Below are 19057 nucleotides of genomic sequence, written 5' to 3' on the forward strand. Positions count from 1 at the left end.
CATGCCTATGTTTGGATTAGCCGACGCGAACAAGTTTTATGCCCGATGCGAGACCTTGTTCCGCCCTGACCTGCGCGGCAAACCCGTGGTGGTGTTAAGCAATAACGATGGCTGTGTTATCGCGAGATCCGTCGAAGCCATAGCTTTGAATATAAAAATGGGTATGCCCTGGTTTCAGCTTAAAGCACAGGAATACCCTGAAAAAGTTCACGTATTTTCAAGCAATTACGCGTTGTACCACTCGATGTCGCAGCGCCTTATGACGGCACTGGAAGAAATGACGCCCCGGGTTGAACAGTACTCGATTGACGAAATGTTCCTCGATTTAACCGGCATCAATGGCTGCGAAGACTTTGAGCACTTTGGCCGGCGGCTGCGCGCGCACGTACTGTCCACGACTGGTCTGACCGTCGGCGTGGGGATGGGTCCGTCAAAAACCCTGGCAAAATCAGCACAATGGGCAAGCAAGGAATGGAAGCAGTTCCGCGGCGTGCTGGCGCTGACGCCCGGCAATCCTAAACGAACCGAAACCCTTCTCCTGAATCAGCCCGTAGAGGAAATCTGGGGCGTGGGACGTCGCATCGGCAAGCGCCTTAACCTGATGGGTATTGAAAACGCTCTGCAGCTGGCGCGAGCGCACCCTGCCATGATCCGCAAAAATTTCGGCGTTGTGCTTGAGCGAACCGTGCGCGAACTCAACGGCGAATCCTGCATTCCGCTTGAAGAGATGCCTCCGGCAAAGCAGCAGATCGTCTCCAGCCGCTCTTTTGGCGAACGCATCACCACAAAGGTGGCCATGCAGGAGGCGCTCTGCCAGTACGCCACGCGCGCGACCGAGAAGCTAAGGAAAGAGCGCCAGTTCTGCCGGCACGTTGGCGTATTTATCCGCACCTCGCCGCACGCGAAAGATGAGGTGTTCTACGGCAACAGCGCCGGCGAGAAGCTCCCGCGCCCGACGCAGGACACGCGTGACGTCATCGAGGTGGCCATGCGATCGCTGGACCGCATCTGGCTGGAAGGTCGCCGTTATATGACGGCCGGCATCATGCTTGATGACTTCACGCCGCATGGCGTCAGCCAGCTGAACCTGTTCGATGAACATCAGCCGAGAAAAAACAGTGCGCAGCTGATGAAGGTGCTGGACGGTATTAATCAGTCCGGGCTGGGAAACCTGTGGTTTGCGCGTCAGGGAGTGAACAACGAGTGGAAAATGAAACGGGAGCTGCTTTCCCCAGCATGGACAACACGTTGGGAAGATATTCCTGTTGCCCGGGTGTTGTAAATGCTATGCGCATGCTCTGTTTAACCTGATAGTTACAGCGTAGATTTTGTTCAAATCCGGAGATCTCAAGCTCTCGGTTCTCCTAGCTTGCGGAGATCTTACCTGGTATTATCATGACGTCATATAGTGTGACTGGCCTGCCATACAGATAAATTTCCGGCAATATATAAAGGTGAATATTATGAATAATAAAATAGCCATACACTCTGGAGCTATACCGGCAGTTTTAATTTCACTAAGCGTGCTTTTTCTCAGTATCAATTTTGCTGAAAACTTTAGAGACTATTTTTTCTCTTTTTATGCAGCTTTAGGGATAATTCTTGCTTATATTATTGTTAACATTAAGAAATTTACTACTTCATTCAAAATGCTACTTGCTGCGTACAGTTTTGGCATGATCATTTTCATGATAAGTCTGATTTAACTTTCCACGTTTGCATATAATTTCCGCACTTATTGGACACACTGGCTCACCCGCCCTCTATTCCGGCTTGCCTGTCTCACCGGCATTCATAAAAAACGGTGACTGCCCGACCGATGCACATGCAACGTGCCGCTATACAACCTGGACAGACAGCCAATTCTGTCCACAATAAAACACAGCTAACAAATTTCTAGCAGGTGAAGCACTTATGGGATAACCTCACAACATACCTCCTTATCGCCCCTAGTCCCTATGCTGGATAGCACTTTTTGTTAAAAAAGAAGAACAATAGTATAGTACTGTTTTCCCTAACAACAGCTTCCTCCAGACTTTAAGTCGTAAGAGTGGAGGCTTTTTTTTTGGCTTTTCGATAGGATTGTTGAATTGTCAGATCTCATTCCATACCAAAAACCATACCAGTCAAGCTCTGATTTGTGTCAGAAACTGCAACGAGATGGTTTAACTATCGCTGATGTTGACAATGCGCGAAAGGTACTTGAGAGATGTAGTTACTACCGATTTAAAGCCTATCTGATTCCTTTTCGTGACGAGGCTACCCGCAGATATTATCCAGAGGCAACTTTTGATAAAGCGCATGAGCTATATCTGTTTGATCAGGGGTTGCGGCTGCTGGTTTTTAAATTGATACAAAAAATTGAAATTGCCGTGCGCAGTTCTTTTGATTACTGGGTTACTGGAAAAAATCAAAATTCGTTTTGGTATCTAGATTCATCCCTATTTAATCATAGTGATAATCATATCAGAACTGTTTCCAGTGTAAGCATGTCATTCAGAAAATCAAAAGAAGAATTTGCAGAACATTATAGGTCAAAATACTTTAACGAATATTGTCCGTTTCACCGGGGGTTGCCTCCAGGATGGGTGTCAATTGAGTTGTTAACCTTCGGTAATCTGAAAAGCCTGTTAGAAGCCTTTAATCCTCATTCTATCGCAAGTTTGAAACTGGATAGATATGCATCGAGAATTGCGGGGGCAAAAGACTATGTAACTCTTTTGGACTGGTTAACTGTCATCCATACAGTACGTAATGATTGCTGTCATCACACTCGTTTATTTAACAGAAACAGACGAGCACCTAAGCTGGTGAAGAACTTACTTAACCCAGACATTCCGCTAGTGAAAACAAATGTAACAAACCGAGATCAACTTAATCGGATATATACCTCACTTGCCGTTATCCAGAAAATGTTGAGTGCATTTGGTTTTGAGAAATTTGGGGAAGAAGTTCAAGCACTATTCGAAGAATATCCGGTATCTAAATTATTCTATGCTTCAATGGGATTTCCTGAACGCTGGAATGAGGAACAGCTATTTTTTTAAAAAAACCGCAAGCTAATTTCAGGAACTCAAGAAAGAAAGGTCGTGTCAGCGGTCTTTTTTTCTGACGTTTCTCGTAGATTCTTTCGTCCTTCACCCCTGCGAAAATCGCAGAATTCACGTAGCGCACCGCCGTGACTGCTTCCCTCAAAAAAACTCATCGATAATTTTCGTAATGAAAATGTCCTAACTCCATGTAAAAAAAAATCATGTTCGCACCGGCGTTGAGCTGCAGCTGATGGCCAACATCCGGAACGCCTGCGACCGAGCCAGATAATTTGAACAAGATTCCGCGCTCCGGGCGACGTGTCCGGGCAGATCAGCAGCGGACTCTGGCTGCTTCCTGTTTCATTCCCGCACCACCTGGACAGGGAGGTTATTCTGTCCAGTCTATTCAGACTGACATCACCGGAAGGAATTATGCCTGTTTAATTGATATTCATCATGCCGGGCAGTGGCAGGCCAGTATAGTTATCGCCAGCAAGGCCAGATTGTTCATGCGGCTCTGTATTCTTCCACAGCATTGCTCATACAGTATCCCCCTTACCGCCGTGCAGATACTCATCGCAGATAATCCTTATAATCATCAGGAATATGATTTACAGGCAGAATCCTCCGTTTCATTACGATGAGTTCCCGGGTGTCTGAACAAATCCCGCTTTATATTGAGAACGCTCCAGCTCACAGGCGGGGAGATTAAGTAACCCTGATATTCGTTGACGCCCAGAGAAGCCATCAGGCTGACGTCTGCAAAGTTCTCAATCCCTTCAGATATACACGCCAGGCGCTGTGCCTGACAGTAGGTTGCCAGTTTTTCAATCTTCCGCCGGATATTAAAATCATGCTGTGACAGCCATACCGTCCTCATGTCTATCTTGAACCCGCTGAAAGGAATATCCTCCGGAGGAAGATGAAATCCTGCGGGAGAAGTGGGAGAAAAGCAGTCATCATAAAGAACATGCAGCCCCATCTCACGAAGCTCCCGGATGTTTGCCGCTGCCTGAGGATAGCGGGTAAAGTCGGTGTTCTCAGAGAACTCAAGCGTCAGCATTGAAATATCATCCAGATTAATCAGCCTCAGTACTGAACTGATTACCAGGGGGATTAACTCTTTGCTGACCGCAATTGCGGCCGGAATATTGACGGTGTAGAAGCCGTAATATTTATACTCATTAATACGATCCACGGCATCGTCCAGCATTTTTCCGGTCAGTGATACCCAGGTGGAGTACGCGGTGTCCTTGTTAAGAAACAGCCCCGGAAGCTGCACCTTCCCGTTGATTTGTCTGCGGCAGAGCAGCTCAACGCCCATAAAGTTGAGGTGCCGGTCCACAATAGGCTGATAGACGGTGTATAGCTGATCCAGCAGAACAGGATCGGTGGCTCTTTTTCCGTTCCGGGCTGACAAAGTGCGTTTCATAACGGTTCCTGCAGGGGGAGCATAAAGAACGGGCGGGACAGCGTCACAATGAAACCGGCACTATCACGACAGAAGAAGGGGGAACAGACGTTCCCCCTCAGTGGTTATCAGAAGTGTCCGCTGACGCCGAACAGACCACCCCAGGCAGTATCACCGGTTGCAGTCAGGTTGACCGTTGGCGTGAGTGAAACGGAGACGTTGCGCGTTACCGCGTACTCAACACCGGTTTTCGCTGATGCGGTGGTTTTTTTCAGGCCCGCTTTGTGGCTGAATTGACCGATATGGTCCGCGCTTGCCGTAAAGGTTGGGTCCTTACTTAACAGCTGAGCCACTTCCAGGCCCGACACCCAGTTCACATTTTGGGTCACAGGAACGGTTGCACGCGCACCGGCATAGACCGAGGTGCGCTTGTCTTTAAGCTCACCGTAGGTAACCGGGAAATCTGCGTTGGTTTCGGTAAAACCAGCACGGCTCACGTCGCTGTAGCGCGCACCCGCATACCAGCCAATGGAACCCGCCTCGTTCAGATGAAAGTTCTGACCTCCTTCCAGGCTGGCACCCAGGCCTTTCATGCTGCTGCTGCCTTTACCGGCTTCGGTATTTGACAGTGTCTGACGCTCAACCTGAGTGTTTGACTTGTTAAACGCCACGGCAGGGCGGATATACCAGTCACCGCCGTCAAACGCAGAGTGCAGGTCAACGGAGAAGCCCACGCCAAAGCTGTTGGTGGCTTTTTTGTAGCTTGATGGACGGCCCGTGGCATCTGAGGTATCCAGGCTCAGCCCGGCAGAAATATTATCGCTGAAACCGTAGCCCACGCTGACGCCCGCAGAATTATCGCGCACCTTGCCTGCAGAGGTATATCCACGCTGTACAGACCAGCAGGTCTCGCCTTCACCGGCACCGCAGATATCCTGCAGGCGGGTCAGCGCACGGTGCTGATTTTCAATAATCTGGAAAGTATCTGAAGCCATCTGTGCAATGGTTTTATTGGTATTGGTCACGTCTACTTTTTTAATGACCTTATCCGTGTCCGATTTGTTTCGTTTCTCCTGCTCTTGCTCCTGCTCCTGCTTCTCTTGCTCCTGCTTCTCTTGCTCCTGCTTCTCTTGCTCCTGCTTCTCTTGCTCCTGCTTCTCTTTCTCCTGCTTCTCTTTCTCCTGCTTCTCTTTCTCCTGCTTCTCTTTCTCCTGCTTCTCTTTCTCAGCGATTTTCCAGATGATGCCATGCACGGTGCCATCGTCCGCGTCCGCGCTGCCGGAAGCGATAGTACCGTCACTGGTAATGGTATTCACGGTTGAGTTACCGCTGTTATCTTTCTTTAACGTTCCCAGATCCGAAAGTTCTGTCCAGTTGTCGCCGGACCACTTCACAGCGCGCTTCTGGTCAGTCGCGGTGTCAAAGGTATTACCCACCGCCACGCTGCCGTTTGCAGACAGAGCGGCCACAGCACCCTGTGTCTCAGCACTGGCCAGCTTGAGCTGAGTCAGTGATCCCCAGTGGAAGCCTGACCAGATTACCGGCTTGCTGTTTTCTGCTCCGCCGATAATTTTAGTATTTTTGGAAATAGCGGTGGCAGTAGAATATGCATCCTCGGATGATTTGTATAATTCTTGCCCCACGTAAATATTTGAGTTAGGTGCTTCTTTATCTTTATCTTTAGTCGTCCAAACTAGAGCACCGGAATCAACTGGTTTTAAAGCATCATCATACCTAAACTCATTACCCACTGCGATAAATGTTCCGTCATCCGCTGTCTCAACAGCATTGGCAGCTGTATAAGGCTTAGCAGATAACGTTGAAACGGATGAATTCGCTAAAATGGCTTTTGCTTTAATTCTATCTGACTCTGAAGTACTTTTGACGAGCGCATCAATGTCATATACATATGCTGCTGACGAGTCAAGATTTACGTCCTTGCTCCAAAATGATGCATATTTACCATCCTGGCTTACATGAGTGATAATGCCAGTTAGTGTAGTACTATTTTCTCTTTTAATTTCAGTAATGCGACCAGCCCCTTTATTTCCATCGCTATCAAATAACCATATACCAACATCTCCATCAGTAGTCATACCCCCAATAACTTTCCCATCTTGACTGGTTGAGGAGACGAATCCCTTAAACCCCAAATTATTTGCAGTTACTGTTCCTTCATTCAAAAGTTCTTTATTAAGTTCAACCTGGGTTCTCCCAGACTGATCTTTTTTTAATCTAAACCATGCTTCATCGCCCCAACCCATTATCGAAAAGCCACCTTTCAACATATCTTGGGTGTGACGATTGGTATTTTGTGATGCTGAGATGATATGCTGGCTATCGCCCGAAATAATTTTAACACCATTATTACTGGTATTATATTCCTCAGCTACTGCCGTCCCCGATGCAATAACTGATGCCAGTAATGCTGTGGTCACAGCAGATGAAATAGCTTTCTTTTTGAATTTACGATCAAACATAATTCTCATGTCTTCTTCAGGTTTTGATATTAATGACTAGTCTTAAGGCGTTCATTTCCCGCGATGAGAAAGTCTGCAGTGGCCACTTAATTCCGGGCTGAAGACATTATCCATAAAAGTTCAAGCTTCCATTGAGAAATAAAATAAAACTAAGTTTTCCAATATGGAAAACAATATTTAGTATATTAAGAATGTATTTTTTGTATTTGCATTCAGGAGGTACCCTGCTGACAGAGCATAAATAAAAAGTTTAATAATTAAATAAACCAGCACTTATCTCGGTCGTTTAGCCCGGGTTTATGTTTCAAAATGCAACATGGCTGCCTATTTTATGAACAATTCATGCCGGCGTATCAGTGCGCACGCAGGCTGACCATGTATCAATCTTCAGCAGGAAAACGGGTAACTCAATGCTCTTAAAAACCAACAGCCTGATCAGTGACTGGATGATCTTCACCCGCGTGGTTGAGTGCCGCAGTTTTTCTGCCGCCGCCCGCGAGGTGAACCGCAGCGTTTCTGCGTTCAGTAAGTCGGTCATCAAGCTTGAGAACATCCTGAACGCCCAGCTGCTGAGCAGAAGCGCGCACAGCTTTGACATCACTCCCGCGGGTCACGCGACATATGAAAAAGCAAAGCTTATCTGTCGCCATTACAACGATCTCGTTGCCGAGCTCAACGAACACGACAGCAGCATTCAGGGGGTCCTGAGGCTGGCAGCACCGACGGTGATGTGTGAGAGCCTGATCCCCAGATGGGTCATGGCCTACACCAGAAAACACCCCGGCGCGGTGATTTATATTCTTTCCCGTGAGGGCGGCAGCTTTTCGAGTAATTCGCCCGAATTCGACGACCTGGTCATCAAAAGTGGCTACATCAACAGCCCGGATCTGATCCATAAAAAAATCAATCAGGTGCCTTTTGGTCTTTTTGCCTCTCCTGAGTACCTCAGCAGCGTTCAGAACCCCGCTCATCCAGAAGAGCTGATCAACGCACATATTCTGAAGCTGATGCATCCTTCTCTTGCAGGGGAGATAAAATTCACGTCAGCGCAGGGAGATAAAACCGTATCGGTCAATACGTCACCGGTATTCAGTTCCAACAATATTGGCAGCCTGATCAATATGGCCATTGAGGGCCAGGGGATCTGTATGGCGCTGCCGACCTGGTCGGTACAACAGCACGTTGATGCCGGAAAGCTTGTTGCGGTACTTCCTGAGTGGAACCTGCCCGCATTACCGGCGTATCTGGTCTGGCGCTACCGGACCAGCTATACGCCTCTGTTTCGCAGCTTTATCGATTTTCTGGAAAATCAGTGGAATGATTTTTTCTGATACCTTCATGCTTCATCAGCGGGTCTGCTGACCGCTTTCTCGGCAGCCAGCGCCCTGCTCTGTCAGAGAGCCTGGAGACTGATACCGCTGGCATTGGATGCCTGCACACCGGCATCCACCTTCTCTGAGCTGACGGCCCGAAAACGGTCATTCCGTCACGCGCTGGACACAACCGTCATTCTGTCCATTCCCCGCGCCCTTATCCCCCGCTTCGGCGGATAATCAACATGTAGTGGCTCAGGCAGATGACCGGCACACCACATATAGTGTTCTGACGCCCGTTTACCTTCCCTGCCCGGCGACCGCCGCCAGCAAATCGTGCTTTTTCACGTGGACGAAACGGCACATTCGGAAATAATGTCCAGGGACGCAGCGAGGCAGATCGGAATTAATTTCATCAACGGGAAGCAGGCGTTTCTGATATGAATAGCGCCAGAGACGGCAGGCAAGGAGCAAGGTGTGAAAACAATTCTAAAGTGATACTGAATTAACATCAAAAGAAATCAGAATGACATCATTTTAATATTAAATTAGCGTAGGATTACCCCTGCTTCCTAATGACCGCTCAAGCGGCCTTGTCATCCCTGCGCCCGTCTGTGCGTTCAGGTGTCTCTGTCCATCTATCAGATGCGCAGAGCGCACAGGTGGCGTTATACGCAGGAAGCCCGCTGCGTTAGCGAGGACTCAGAAAGCATTACTGCATCAGCCGTAAAATCCCCGTCACTGCAAAGCCGGGACTGTGACCAGGCTGTCAGTCAGCCCAAAAAACCGCTTTCGCGGCTCTTAAATCCAAACGCAACTATTCGTCATGCTTTACTTCGATTGTTTCTTTCTTTTTCGTTAATATCGAAAGAATCAGAGTTACTGCGTTATATGTGACAATCAAATCGAAAATTATTAATGCTATGAATTTCCAAGCATCATCGGGATCGGTGAGTCGCGTTGTAAACCCAATAAGTAGACTTGTTAAAACAACACTAATCGATACGCACAAAGCAGCATAATGCTTATCATTTCCAGTGCCCATTATTATCATTTATCCTTTTGGTATTTTTCATTTATCCGCATTCTCAAAATAAATCTGCTCAGTAACATCTGATGCACTAAGTGTGAAAACAACACTAAAGTGATGCTGAATTGAAATCAAAAAGAAATCAAAACAATATCACTTTAATATTAATTTGACAGAGGACGGCTTACCCCCCCACCTGCGCACCTTTATCCAGCAGCTGGCGTACAGCCATACGTATAAGCGCGGCGCGGGACAGGCCTTCGTGCTGGGCGAGATCGTCCAGCTGAGAAATGATGGTGGTATCAAACGTGACCGTAATCTGCTCGCGCTGACCTTTTTTCACGCCCCGCTTTTCCGGCTTGTTGCCGTCCGGAGCGTCATTGATAAACTTTTCGATGTCCGCCTGATTCTGCGGTATCGGGGGGGTACCCTTCGGTTTGGACGTAATCGCCATTACACATCACCTCAATACTCAATTAATATTATAATAATATCACATCAATCTTTAAATACTATAGAGATGAGTGTTTCGAGTTCGTCTTTGGCTGGCTTCTCATGGGCTTTAAGCTTCAGCTCAACAACGGAACGGCCGCTGCCGGCTGCGTTGGCAAAGGCCTTACGCATGTGCAAGAGGTGGTCCAGGACCGGGATATCAGCCGCATACTCAGACATAGCCGCCACCATATCCTGATTGTCTTTGCTGCGCGGGTTAACGTCCGCCCTGTTGAGAATTGAAAATGCCGGGAAGGGTTCACGTATGCTTCTTGCTTCCTGCATCATTTTCACGACGTCTTCCATCGCCCATGCTTCAAAGCTGCCCGGAACAAACGGAACCAGCGCATAATCCGTGAGCGTCAGCGCTGCCCTCATGGCCGTCGAATCTCGCCCGCCACATTCGATGATGACGTCATCATAGTTGTCTTTCTGCTGCAGAACCTGCGTTCTGAGAACGGGGCCATCTGGGTAATGTGAGCAGGCGATGCCAGGCTGCACATCTGCCTCAGATCGGATCAGAATGGCCGTCTGAGATGAGCCCTGTTTATCACCGTCAACGAGCCAGACCTTCTTGCCCTGATGCGCACGGGCGACCGCAATGTTAACAGCCAGAGTCGATTTACCCACGCCGCCCTTGGTATTCGCGATTGTCAGAATCATATCAACACGCCCTCATTTTAATATTAAAAAGATATCAATTCGGATTTCATTAACTGAGGTTGATTGTAGAGGAGATAAATCCAGAAAACAATCACTACAACATCACAACAATGTAATTTTAATATTAAAATGAAATTAATAATGCATTAAACTTAGAGGGGCGCATTTACGAAAATCCTGAGAGTGGAGGGGGAGGGCGGGGTTTAGCGTCAGGAGAGGGCTGTCGGTAACGGTAAAGGCGGAGCTCTGCTTAAGGCTGAAACAGCAGCAGCCCTGGATTGAGACATTGTGGCGATGCTCAGTTGGCTCAGGGCCCATGGTTTTGTGGAGCTGGGTAGCAGCGGTAATGCCTTCTACCGGGCAACGGAAAAGATGCTACAGGTCAAAACGCTGTAGGCCTGACCGCCGGCAAAGAAGGGTTTAAGGGAAGCCGTCGCTGCGGTCTCCTTATCAGGGCGCAATCCAGAATCTCATACGGCGCCGTCTTTCATCCATGGCGCGCTTCCAGCTGGCGATCGTATCTTCCATTGGTTTCTTAATCATTCCCTGGTTGAACTCTCTCTCTACGTCATTTTTAGTCTGGTATTCAGCGTCGTAGAGGTCTTCATACTAGGCTATTTCACCCGACAGCCGGTCAATCTCCGCATCCAGCGCGGCGTCAGTCATCCTGGTATAACAAGTCATCGTCCTTAGCCTCCCTTAATACCCGGGTAGTTCAGCTGCCCTCTGGCGGGCAGTTCACCGGGCATGACCAGCGCGCGCGCCTCCTCCGGGGCCATTGAGAACCTCACGCCGAGCTGACGTGTGACGTCCAGCGCCAACACCTGCGTATACCACTCGGTCGACTTTTCATCCTTATGGCCCATCATCGACTGGATGACCTTCTTCGGCACGCCGTGCTGCACCAGATGCATCGCAAACGAGTCCCTGAACGTTTTAGTCGTGATCGGCCGGATGCTGAAGGTGACGCTGTCACGCTCTGCAGCTTTGACCGCCTGCCTAATCCAGGTGCGGACGGTGTCCGGGCTGTCAATGTCCCAGATGCGCTCGCTCTTTTTGAGCCGGACCGTGGCCAGATACTCGCGAAGCCGGCGCACGTAGCCGGGATCGGTGAGCGGAACGGCGCGGGGCGGATTGGCCTCGGCCTCGCGCAGCGCCGCCTGGTCCTCCCGGGTGGGCCGTCCACGACCGCGCTGCTTCTGCTTCTCTTCGTCTCTGCGCTGTTTAAGGGTGTGCAGCACCGCGAAGGGCGCCCCGAGCGCGCGCCCGTCGGGGCCGTCGAGCGCAAAATCTTCGGGCGTCAGCGGCAGCACCTCGTTCAGCCGGCCGCCGGTGTTCCAGAACGTCTCGATCAGCAGCCTTTTCCGCTGATCGCGTTCGGCGTCGAGCAGCAGCGCCACTTCGGGCGCCAGCAGGTAGCGGGGCATGGCCGTGCCGTAGTGCGCCGCAAGGTTGCGAAGCGCCAGCGCCGAGGCGTAGTCAAAGTAGCGCGCCGCGCTGCCGCCGGTCACGTTCTGCGCGCTGACGTCGCTGGGTGAAATCTGCGAAAGTTCGCGGGGTAACCCTCTCAATTTTTCAATCTCCGCTGTCCGGGGGCGTGGAACGCATTTTCGCGCATCTGTCCAGAAAAACCGACCGCAATAAATCGGTGATCGGGTGAGGACAAATCGGTCTTTTTTCCCATATACGGAATATAACCTGGTAGGACTGTACGCGCACTCGGTGCCATTCAGGAAATGGGCACTGCTCCGTCAGCGATATCTCTCTGACGCGATTCACTTTTTTCGGGGTCAGTGCCCGGAATGGCGGGGGCAGGGCGAGACCAGGCACTCTATGGTAGATGCCTGGTCGCGCATATGATTGTAAGATGAAGGGCTTCCCCTCTGGAAACAGATTCGCCATGCGGTAATCGCTGTGAATGAAAGCCTGGTAAAAGGAATAAACCGTGTATAACAATCTCTACGCTCTGACTGACAGCCTCTTCTGGTCTGATGAACTGTTAAAAAATGAATATGCAGATATAGAATTCACAGAATTACTGAATGAGCTGAATGAATACAACGAAAAAATAGACCGGCTAATAAGCGACCCAACGAACAATTTACAATCTTCACGCCTAAATGTTTATATGGCCGGAGACAAAAACATTGCTAACTACCGTAGCGGACTTTTTTCGATGGACAGAGTCATTCTGGATGACGTTCTGTACTCACTAAGTCAGCGACACAGGTTGAAATTAACAGAAAACATCATTGAAAAATTTATCGAGACTGATGGTAATGAAAAGTCTATTATTCTCAGGAAAGAGATATCTTCTTTTATACGCTTTGCTAAGGAAAATTTCCCGCTCATACAAGGAGAATTTATTGTTTTCGCAAGGAGCAAATCGGTAATTAAAGAATCTGAAAGGGCTGACGGCATATTAGCCGACAACGCTGAATCGAAATTCATCTACCGTTATCTTCCGGCTGAAATAGCCCGGCTCTATGAAAAAAAATTATCTGTTCAAAATATTGAAAGATTAGGGAAAAGTAACAGATTTCGTTTTTTAGACAAAAGCGTTCTAGCAAATGAAATTATGATTAAAATTGAGGACTGTAGAAGCCCGTATACCAACGGCTACATGTATCAGCATGCCGGAAAAGTCACTGATAATGGTGATAGCATAGTATTTTCAGATGTTGTGATGGGTAATCATAGCGAAAAAAAAAGCTATGAAAGATGGGTCCAGGGAGCAAAAAACCGCACCGTTCTCTTTCACTACAGGAATCTCATAGCTGACCTTGAGCAGGCACATGCAGGAAGGGCTTCCCTTGGTACCTACTGTCCTTGTCAGGGTGAAGTGCTTCGTAAGCTGGATCCGAAAGATGAAGTGCAGAGAGTCAAACTTTCCGTAGATGTGCCGTTCCTGGAAGGACTGACTCCCGGTGAACTTTTCAGCATAAGAACTGAGTTCGAGGCGAGCTTTAATGCATTCCGGGCGGTGTTACGTGACACTGCTTTTGATATGGAGGCAGAGAGCGACCCTTACCGGAGGGAGCTAATAAATAAACGTTTTACAGAGAGAGTCTGGGATGAAGGACTGAGTGATATTGAGCAAAAAATCTACGCATATAAGCGCAGAAGTAAAAAAGACCTTCTGCTGAATGTCGCACCGGCAGTGATAGGAATCATAGGTGCACCAAGCTGGATTACGATGACAACAGGCGCTATATCGCTTCTGAATGGGCTGTATGATATCAACAGTCACTCTGCTGAAATTCAGAGTCATCCTTCCTATTTCCTGCTTAAGGCGTCAAAAACGAAAGATAAAAATAATTAACATCGAGTCCAAATAAAGGAATAAAGGAATAAAGGAATAAACGACTAAGAATATCTATCATAAAATAACAGCAGCTCCCGGTAACGTCCGTCGCTCTAAGGCTATAAGCCACCTGATCGATGCTAGTTTGAAGATTAAAATTCGTGGTGAATCCGATGGTTTCTAAACTCATACTCATAAAAAAATCGCTGACGCCGGGCAAACCCGGAAAATTAGTTTTAAAGAGAACACTCAGCAATAAAGACGCAGACAGCCTGGTTATGAGCATGCGGGACATTGAAGCATTTGCTCAACACTATCTGGTGTACGAATGCGCAATGATTAACTATGACTCGTTTATTTCAGCTGACAGTGCACTTATTGAAAAATTTAAGCACTACGGAAATAACCCCGGCGAAAACCTGTTTGGTGAGTTTAGCCGGGATCTTAACCTGACGCTGCTCAATTTTTTGACGTCCGTTAAATTAATGCTGGAGTATCTTGAAAAATCGCTCAGCAATAAATACGGTAAAGGATCAGAGGAATTTCAGCGCTGTAAATCCGTTCAGAACGGTCACTATGACGATAAATTTTCGTACCGCTTTATGTACGAACTGCGCAATTATATGCAGCACAGTGGTCTTCCGCCCATTAATTATGAGGCAACAAAAGAGTTTGGCATGCGCGATGGAAAGCCAGGATTTTTGGCTAACATGCATGTTGGTTTTAACCGTACGGCGCTGCTTCAGAATTCGTACAAATGGAAAGCTGTCGTCAAAAATGAAATGGAGGCTATGACCGGCGACATTCCCGCGCCAACCTACATGCATGAATACATGATAGCCGCGCAGGATATTTTTTTGCGATCAACTGACAGAGCGCTTTATCGACGCGCCCTGAATGCCAAGCAGGCGCTGCTGACGGCGCTGAACAAGCCTGATTTTTACTATAAAGATGAACATATCATCGTAGCTGATGACGGCACTACCACGGATATTATGTCGCTGCCGCTAGTGCGGCTCAGCGCCTCACTGTTGGGTAAGTTAGATCAGTTCACCGGGCAGCTCAGGCAAAACGGCATCGATGACTGAACTTTCAAAGCAGACATTTGTAAACCAGGTAGTTTACTCTGAATGCCTGGTATCATAGACGACAGTCGAACTCACTCATCAGTCGACTCATACAAACCGGAAAAGAAGCAATAACAAATCAATGGATCACCGACAGCATGCACGGCATTATTGTTGTTACTGCATTAAGCCCAGATTGAGGAGTTATGTTTAACAGGAGCATCACTTGACTACAGAAATCAGCATAGCCATTCAAAACGCGCTTCAGTTAGAAAACGCAGATAATATTAAAAGCTACTGGGCAGGGATTTATCTTTCCGTACTTGAATCGCTCGTCTTCCAGAATAATACGGCTATCGGGTTTCATCAGCTCTTAAAGAAAGAACTCCCCCTGACGCTCGCCAGTCTTAAAGCCAACTCAAACATGAGTACACTGAACGCACTTCTGAGCACTACATATAAAAACCATAGCTTTGAATACATTATTCGAAATATGTTTAACACCTATAAATATCAAACATTGTTTTTCAATCTGATTGATAAACTTTGTGAAGAAAATGATTGTGATAGCCGCAGCCCTTTATACTGCAAATATTTTATACTGGGTAAAGACTCTGTCACTCAGCACCCTGAAATTGACAGGTTCGACTTTCGGGTTAAAACGAAAGATGGTTGGATCTCGGATAAATCAAAAATAAAAGAATATATGCAGCATTGTGATGCAGCAATTCAGGTTAGCTATTACGAAGAAAAGATAAAGGTGCTTTTTTTGGGTGAAATTGAAGGCAAGCATGGTGACAAGTTGCTCAGACCTTCCTTCTGGATAAATGATAAAAAGGGACTAGCCGAGAATCGCTGTTTTCATTTCGGTATTGGTGTAACGCCGACCCCGGATGATCTGAAAATAACCGAAAATCTGCCAAGGCAGAAGGTCAGTCAGACGCTTGTTCCGGTGGGAAAAAACAATGTGGTCGTAAACACATTTGAGCAGGTCACGGATTTGCCGAGCGATGTCTACTATGCTCTGGAGGACATGAAGAAAAAATTTAATGATAACGAGTTTAATAAACCCAACTCACTCTTTTCAGATATTTTTTACAACAGCATTAAGATTGTTCTAGACTTAATCAATGAATACTGGAACAAAAATATAATGGAACTGCTTATTGAACTCAGGAAGCTTATAGACAATTGGCCAAACAATCTCGATGTCACGATTGAGGTAATCAATGATGGCAGGGAATTACTCAGTAGTAAAAGCCTGGTTTATACCATACCTCCGCTTGCGGGATCTGATGTTTTCATTCGTCAGGCCAAGTCTATTGAAAAACACGTAATTGAAACCAAGAAAGTCACTCCCGGAGACAGTAATATTTCAATATCGTCTGTGTTTACAGGGAATTTCCTTTTGCCACGAAGGAAAAGGATAACCAAACCCTAAAAAAATCACATCCAATAATGGGTGAAAAGTATCTAATTTGCTAACTAAGGTGATGTTATGGATAGAAGCCAGTGGTTCCGTGAGTTTGATTTAAAAAAGAGTGACGATAACAATCTTTCTGGAGTTAGGGGTAACTCTTTGGAATACGACTTTTATGTGGTTTACGTGAAAAATAAAGAGCTTAGTAAAACAGAATTTCTGGTCACTGATTATGAGGACGATAATTTAAAGGCGCTTCAGTTTACAGGAAATATGTTCAACTCAGAGATTCCCCTAAACCCAGCTGATGTAAGCGATGACCAATTTTATGTTGAGCACTGGTATAAGGGTTATCAGTTTAAATACAACGGTCTTGAGCAACTCAATGAAAAAAATTCAATAGATAAAAAACAGGCTGCATTAACTATACAAAAAAATAAAAGCACACAGGCTCAGTTTAATAAAAGGCCTTTAACGCTAAGCAGTCGACAGACAATTTTGGAGGCGCTAACAGATATATACTTTGAAAGTAACATGCACGAACCTGTCTATACGGTTCAAATTTTAACAAGACTTCACAAATTTTTCTGGATGTATCATCCAGACAGTGATTCATTCATGTCTAAAACCACGTTTATTCTTAACTCACTGGTAGCCAGTGGCGATCTTAAACTCATCAATACCGGAAGTTATGCTCCAGAACCAAAAGCGCTTGCTACGCTGGAAGAATACAAGATTAAAGCTAAACAGGATGAAAAGGATCATCGCGATAAGACCTGGGCGCTTTTCTGGAGCGGTCTTGCAGTCGTATTTACCTGCCTGAGCGCTCTCGGAACGCTGGTTCAGGCCGGCATGCTGGGTCCATTTAAACTGCTTTAGGAGCAAATAAACTCATTAGATTGATGTTTTATCTCCATTGCCTATAAGTTTATTTTACCCTGTGAGCATTCACCTAGAGGGATGGATGATCCAGTAACTAATCTAGTATGCCCGACATGTTCACATCACACGATAGCTGGCATGCCAGCCGGCAATCTCATCTAGGCGCTCAACCTTTTAAGCATTGACCGATTTCCCAGCGTTCAGGCTTATAAAAGTTGGCCATCGGACCTTATTCATCCCACTCCGTGAACGCTTTTGTTCATTTCAGTCTATTAAGGGTCTCTTCACCTTTCGTCCGGCGGGCGATTTCCTTGGCCGTCTCCTCTATGCCGGGATAAATGGTGCTCGGTTTGATATTGAGGCTGCTGAGCTCCTTCAGAATCGCTGTTTTATTGCTGACATAAATACGGTCGACTTTGAGACCGCTGTGACCGGTATCAGGCAGTACAGCTTCATGCCCAAAGAGCAGAAATGCGCCGGACTGTGATGAGATCCTCTGATTGGCAATTCGGCCACGGACAAAAAGGATACGGCTCAAGTCTCCCGTAAGAATTGCGTTTTCAAAGTACGGTTTTTCCGCCCGAATAAAATGAATGAACCTCTTCAATTCCTTGGAACTTTCAACGCGATCATCCAGAGGAACATCAGTTTCCGGAATCAGCTTGTTCTTGTCATCCATATTAAGCAGCGACAGATTGGCAATGCAGCTGACAGTGTCAGAATTGTAAAATTTGATCTCATCCGCCTGGACGGAAAAGATTTTTACATCTCCGATCTTCTCTTCATCCTCGCTTTTATCCAGCATGTCTGCGCAGCAGAAATAAAGGGCAACCAGCGGATTCGCCGTGACGTCCAGCAGGCGCGTGGGGAGCCCGTAGTGCTGCATGCGAACCAGTTTATCAATCATGAAATGGTCCTGATAAAATTCTGCCGGATGAGCCGTAAGGATCTCGTTAATCATGTTCCTTTCTTTGTACCTGTACAGCGGCACCGCATTCTCAGACCGGAACAGGGAAGGCTCAAGCTTATACCTGTAGTCGCTATGTCCGCGGTAAAACACCTCCTGCCCTTCCTGAGCCTGAAATTCTTTAACTTTCTGCAGAAACGCTTCGACAGATGTCACAGGCTGCGGCAAAGGCGGTTCTTCGACAGGAGCATGCAGCTGAGGCGGTTCTTCAACAGGAGCTGCCGGATTGGGAAGCGGGACATATAGATTAAAAGCGCCCATCACCTCAGGAAGGCTGACTTCTTTGATAGCCCAGTGGGTTCTCATTGTTTCAAACAGGTGATAGAAGAACCGGTCGGCAAGGGCTCTGTAGTTATCGACGTTCGCTCTTTCAAAAACATAGTGAATGCGAACCTAATACTCTAAATTCTTCCCTTTGACGGCCACGCTTTCAAGCACGCCTACTCGGATATTGGAATATAAATGCGAGGTTCCGTCCAGGCGTTGCTCATTGACGAACTCGGTCATTAGAAGACAGGGCATAACTTTGAGGTCATCGAGGACCGTTTGGTTAATCTCTCTGAAAATGACCGAAAGCCGGTCACTCGTGTATTCCAGATAACGACTCAGTGGCATCGAGCTAAAAGCAAGCTCGCCTACAGGAACCCTCCAGTCTCTATCATTCACATCCATTATCAGATTTATCACGGGCTTCCCTTCATTTTCATCAATGAGTGATCGTTGAAATCACTTTATCCTTTTGCGCGTATCAGAGAAACAGGATCCACCTTCACAGGTAGCACCTCACCCTTAATAACACTGATGAACAGTGACTTGCTTTCAGACTCAATCAGACTCTTGTGCGTTTAAAATACCGTTACAAAAACACTAAAATACAATTGTTTCACATTCAAATTAATATTATTTTAATATTAATTTGCGATATTTTCGCTATAATACCCCATGGATTCGATGTCGTGAAAACGCCCCAGTTTTCCATGACACTTTCTACCAAAA

Annotated in this window: 14 protein-coding genes; 8 read left to right on the forward strand and 6 right to left on the reverse strand. The window is 47.0% G+C overall.

The window, feature by feature from the left end:
* The first annotated feature begins 7 nt into the window (after positions 1 to 7).
* The 3 genes from umuC to ACVLVH_RS22450 all read left to right on the forward strand — a co-directional run bounded on the left by umuC (position 8) and on the right by ACVLVH_RS22450 (position 3047).
* Positions 8 to 1282, forward strand: a complete 1275-nt coding sequence (gene umuC, locus ACVLVH_RS22440; protein WP_498950076.1) for a translesion error-prone DNA polymerase V subunit UmuC — start codon at positions 8 to 10, stop codon at positions 1280 to 1282.
* Between the two features lie 181 nt (positions 1283 to 1463).
* Positions 1464 to 1706: a hypothetical protein gene (locus ACVLVH_RS22445; RefSeq protein WP_498950078.1), complete on the forward strand. Its 243-nt coding sequence runs from the start codon at positions 1464 to 1466 to the stop codon at positions 1704 to 1706.
* A gap of 384 nt (positions 1707 to 2090) precedes the next feature.
* Positions 2091 to 3047 (forward strand): Abi family protein, encoded by a 957-nt coding sequence (locus ACVLVH_RS22450; RefSeq protein WP_074176940.1) that lies wholly within the window; start codon positions 2091 to 2093, stop codon positions 3045 to 3047.
* Positions 3048 to 3630: 583 nt separating this feature from the next.
* Here the strand turns inward: ACVLVH_RS22450 and ACVLVH_RS22455 are convergent.
* Both ACVLVH_RS22455 and ACVLVH_RS22460 read right to left on the reverse strand, forming a co-directional pair.
* Positions 3631 to 4464 carry an EAL domain-containing protein gene (locus ACVLVH_RS22455; protein WP_498950080.1) on the reverse strand — a complete coding sequence of 278 codons (834 nt, stop codon included), beginning with the start codon at positions 4462 to 4464 and terminating at the stop codon, positions 3631 to 3633.
* Positions 4465 to 4571: 107 nt separating this feature from the next.
* The gene (locus ACVLVH_RS22460; protein WP_498950081.1) at positions 4572 to 6923 is read right to left on the reverse strand and encodes an autotransporter domain-containing protein; all 2352 of its coding nucleotides are present in this window, start codon (positions 6921 to 6923) and stop codon (positions 4572 to 4574) included.
* 410 nt (positions 6924 to 7333) lie between these two features.
* Here ACVLVH_RS22460 and ACVLVH_RS22465 point away from each other — a divergent pair, with 410 nt between their 5' ends.
* Entirely contained in the window at positions 7334 to 8254 is a 921-nt protein-coding gene (locus ACVLVH_RS22465) for a LysR family transcriptional regulator (RefSeq protein ID WP_498950082.1), read from the forward strand.
* A gap of 1196 nt (positions 8255 to 9450) precedes the next feature.
* Here ACVLVH_RS22465 and ACVLVH_RS22470 read toward each other — a convergent pair.
* The 3 genes from ACVLVH_RS22470 to ACVLVH_RS22480 all read right to left on the reverse strand — a co-directional run bounded on the left by ACVLVH_RS22470 (position 9451) and on the right by ACVLVH_RS22480 (position 11992).
* On the reverse strand, positions 9451 to 9720 hold the full coding sequence (locus ACVLVH_RS22470; RefSeq protein WP_498950083.1) for a ribbon-helix-helix domain-containing protein: 270 nt from the start codon (positions 9718 to 9720) through the stop codon (positions 9451 to 9453).
* Positions 9721 to 9764: 44 nt separating this feature from the next.
* Positions 9765 to 10421 (reverse strand): AAA family ATPase, encoded by a 657-nt coding sequence (locus ACVLVH_RS22475; protein WP_498950085.1) that lies wholly within the window; start codon positions 10419 to 10421, stop codon positions 9765 to 9767.
* A gap of 689 nt (positions 10422 to 11110) precedes the next feature.
* Positions 11111 to 11992, reverse strand: coding sequence for a tyrosine-type recombinase/integrase (locus ACVLVH_RS22480; RefSeq protein ID WP_498950087.1), 882 nt, complete (start codon positions 11990 to 11992; stop codon positions 11111 to 11113).
* 374 nt (positions 11993 to 12366) lie between these two features.
* On the opposite strand from ACVLVH_RS22480, the gene ACVLVH_RS22485 reads away from it, so the two are divergent.
* From ACVLVH_RS22485 to ACVLVH_RS22500, 4 genes are all read left to right on the forward strand, one after another.
* On the forward strand, positions 12367 to 13743 hold the full coding sequence (locus ACVLVH_RS22485; protein ID WP_498950088.1) for a hypothetical protein: 1377 nt from the start codon (positions 12367 to 12369) through the stop codon (positions 13741 to 13743).
* A 155-nt stretch (positions 13744 to 13898) separates the two neighbouring features.
* Positions 13899 to 14813, forward strand: a complete 915-nt coding sequence (locus ACVLVH_RS22490; RefSeq protein ID WP_498950090.1) for a hypothetical protein — start codon at positions 13899 to 13901, stop codon at positions 14811 to 14813.
* A gap of 205 nt (positions 14814 to 15018) precedes the next feature.
* Positions 15019 to 16233, forward strand: a complete 1215-nt coding sequence (locus tag ACVLVH_RS22495; protein WP_498950092.1) for a hypothetical protein — start codon at positions 15019 to 15021, stop codon at positions 16231 to 16233.
* 57 nt (positions 16234 to 16290) lie between these two features.
* On the forward strand, positions 16291 to 17091 hold the full coding sequence (locus tag ACVLVH_RS22500) for a hypothetical protein (protein WP_498950093.1): 801 nt from the start codon (positions 16291 to 16293) through the stop codon (positions 17089 to 17091).
* Positions 17092 to 17353: 262 nt separating this feature from the next.
* Here ACVLVH_RS22500 and ACVLVH_RS22505 read toward each other — a convergent pair whose 3' ends face one another.
* Positions 17354 to 18367: an FRG domain-containing protein gene (locus tag ACVLVH_RS22505; RefSeq protein ID WP_498950095.1), complete on the reverse strand. Its 1014-nt coding sequence runs from the start codon at positions 18365 to 18367 to the stop codon at positions 17354 to 17356.
* Positions 18368 to 19057 lie beyond the last annotated feature (690 nt).

Source organism: Kluyvera sp. 1366 (genome assembly GCF_054823405.1).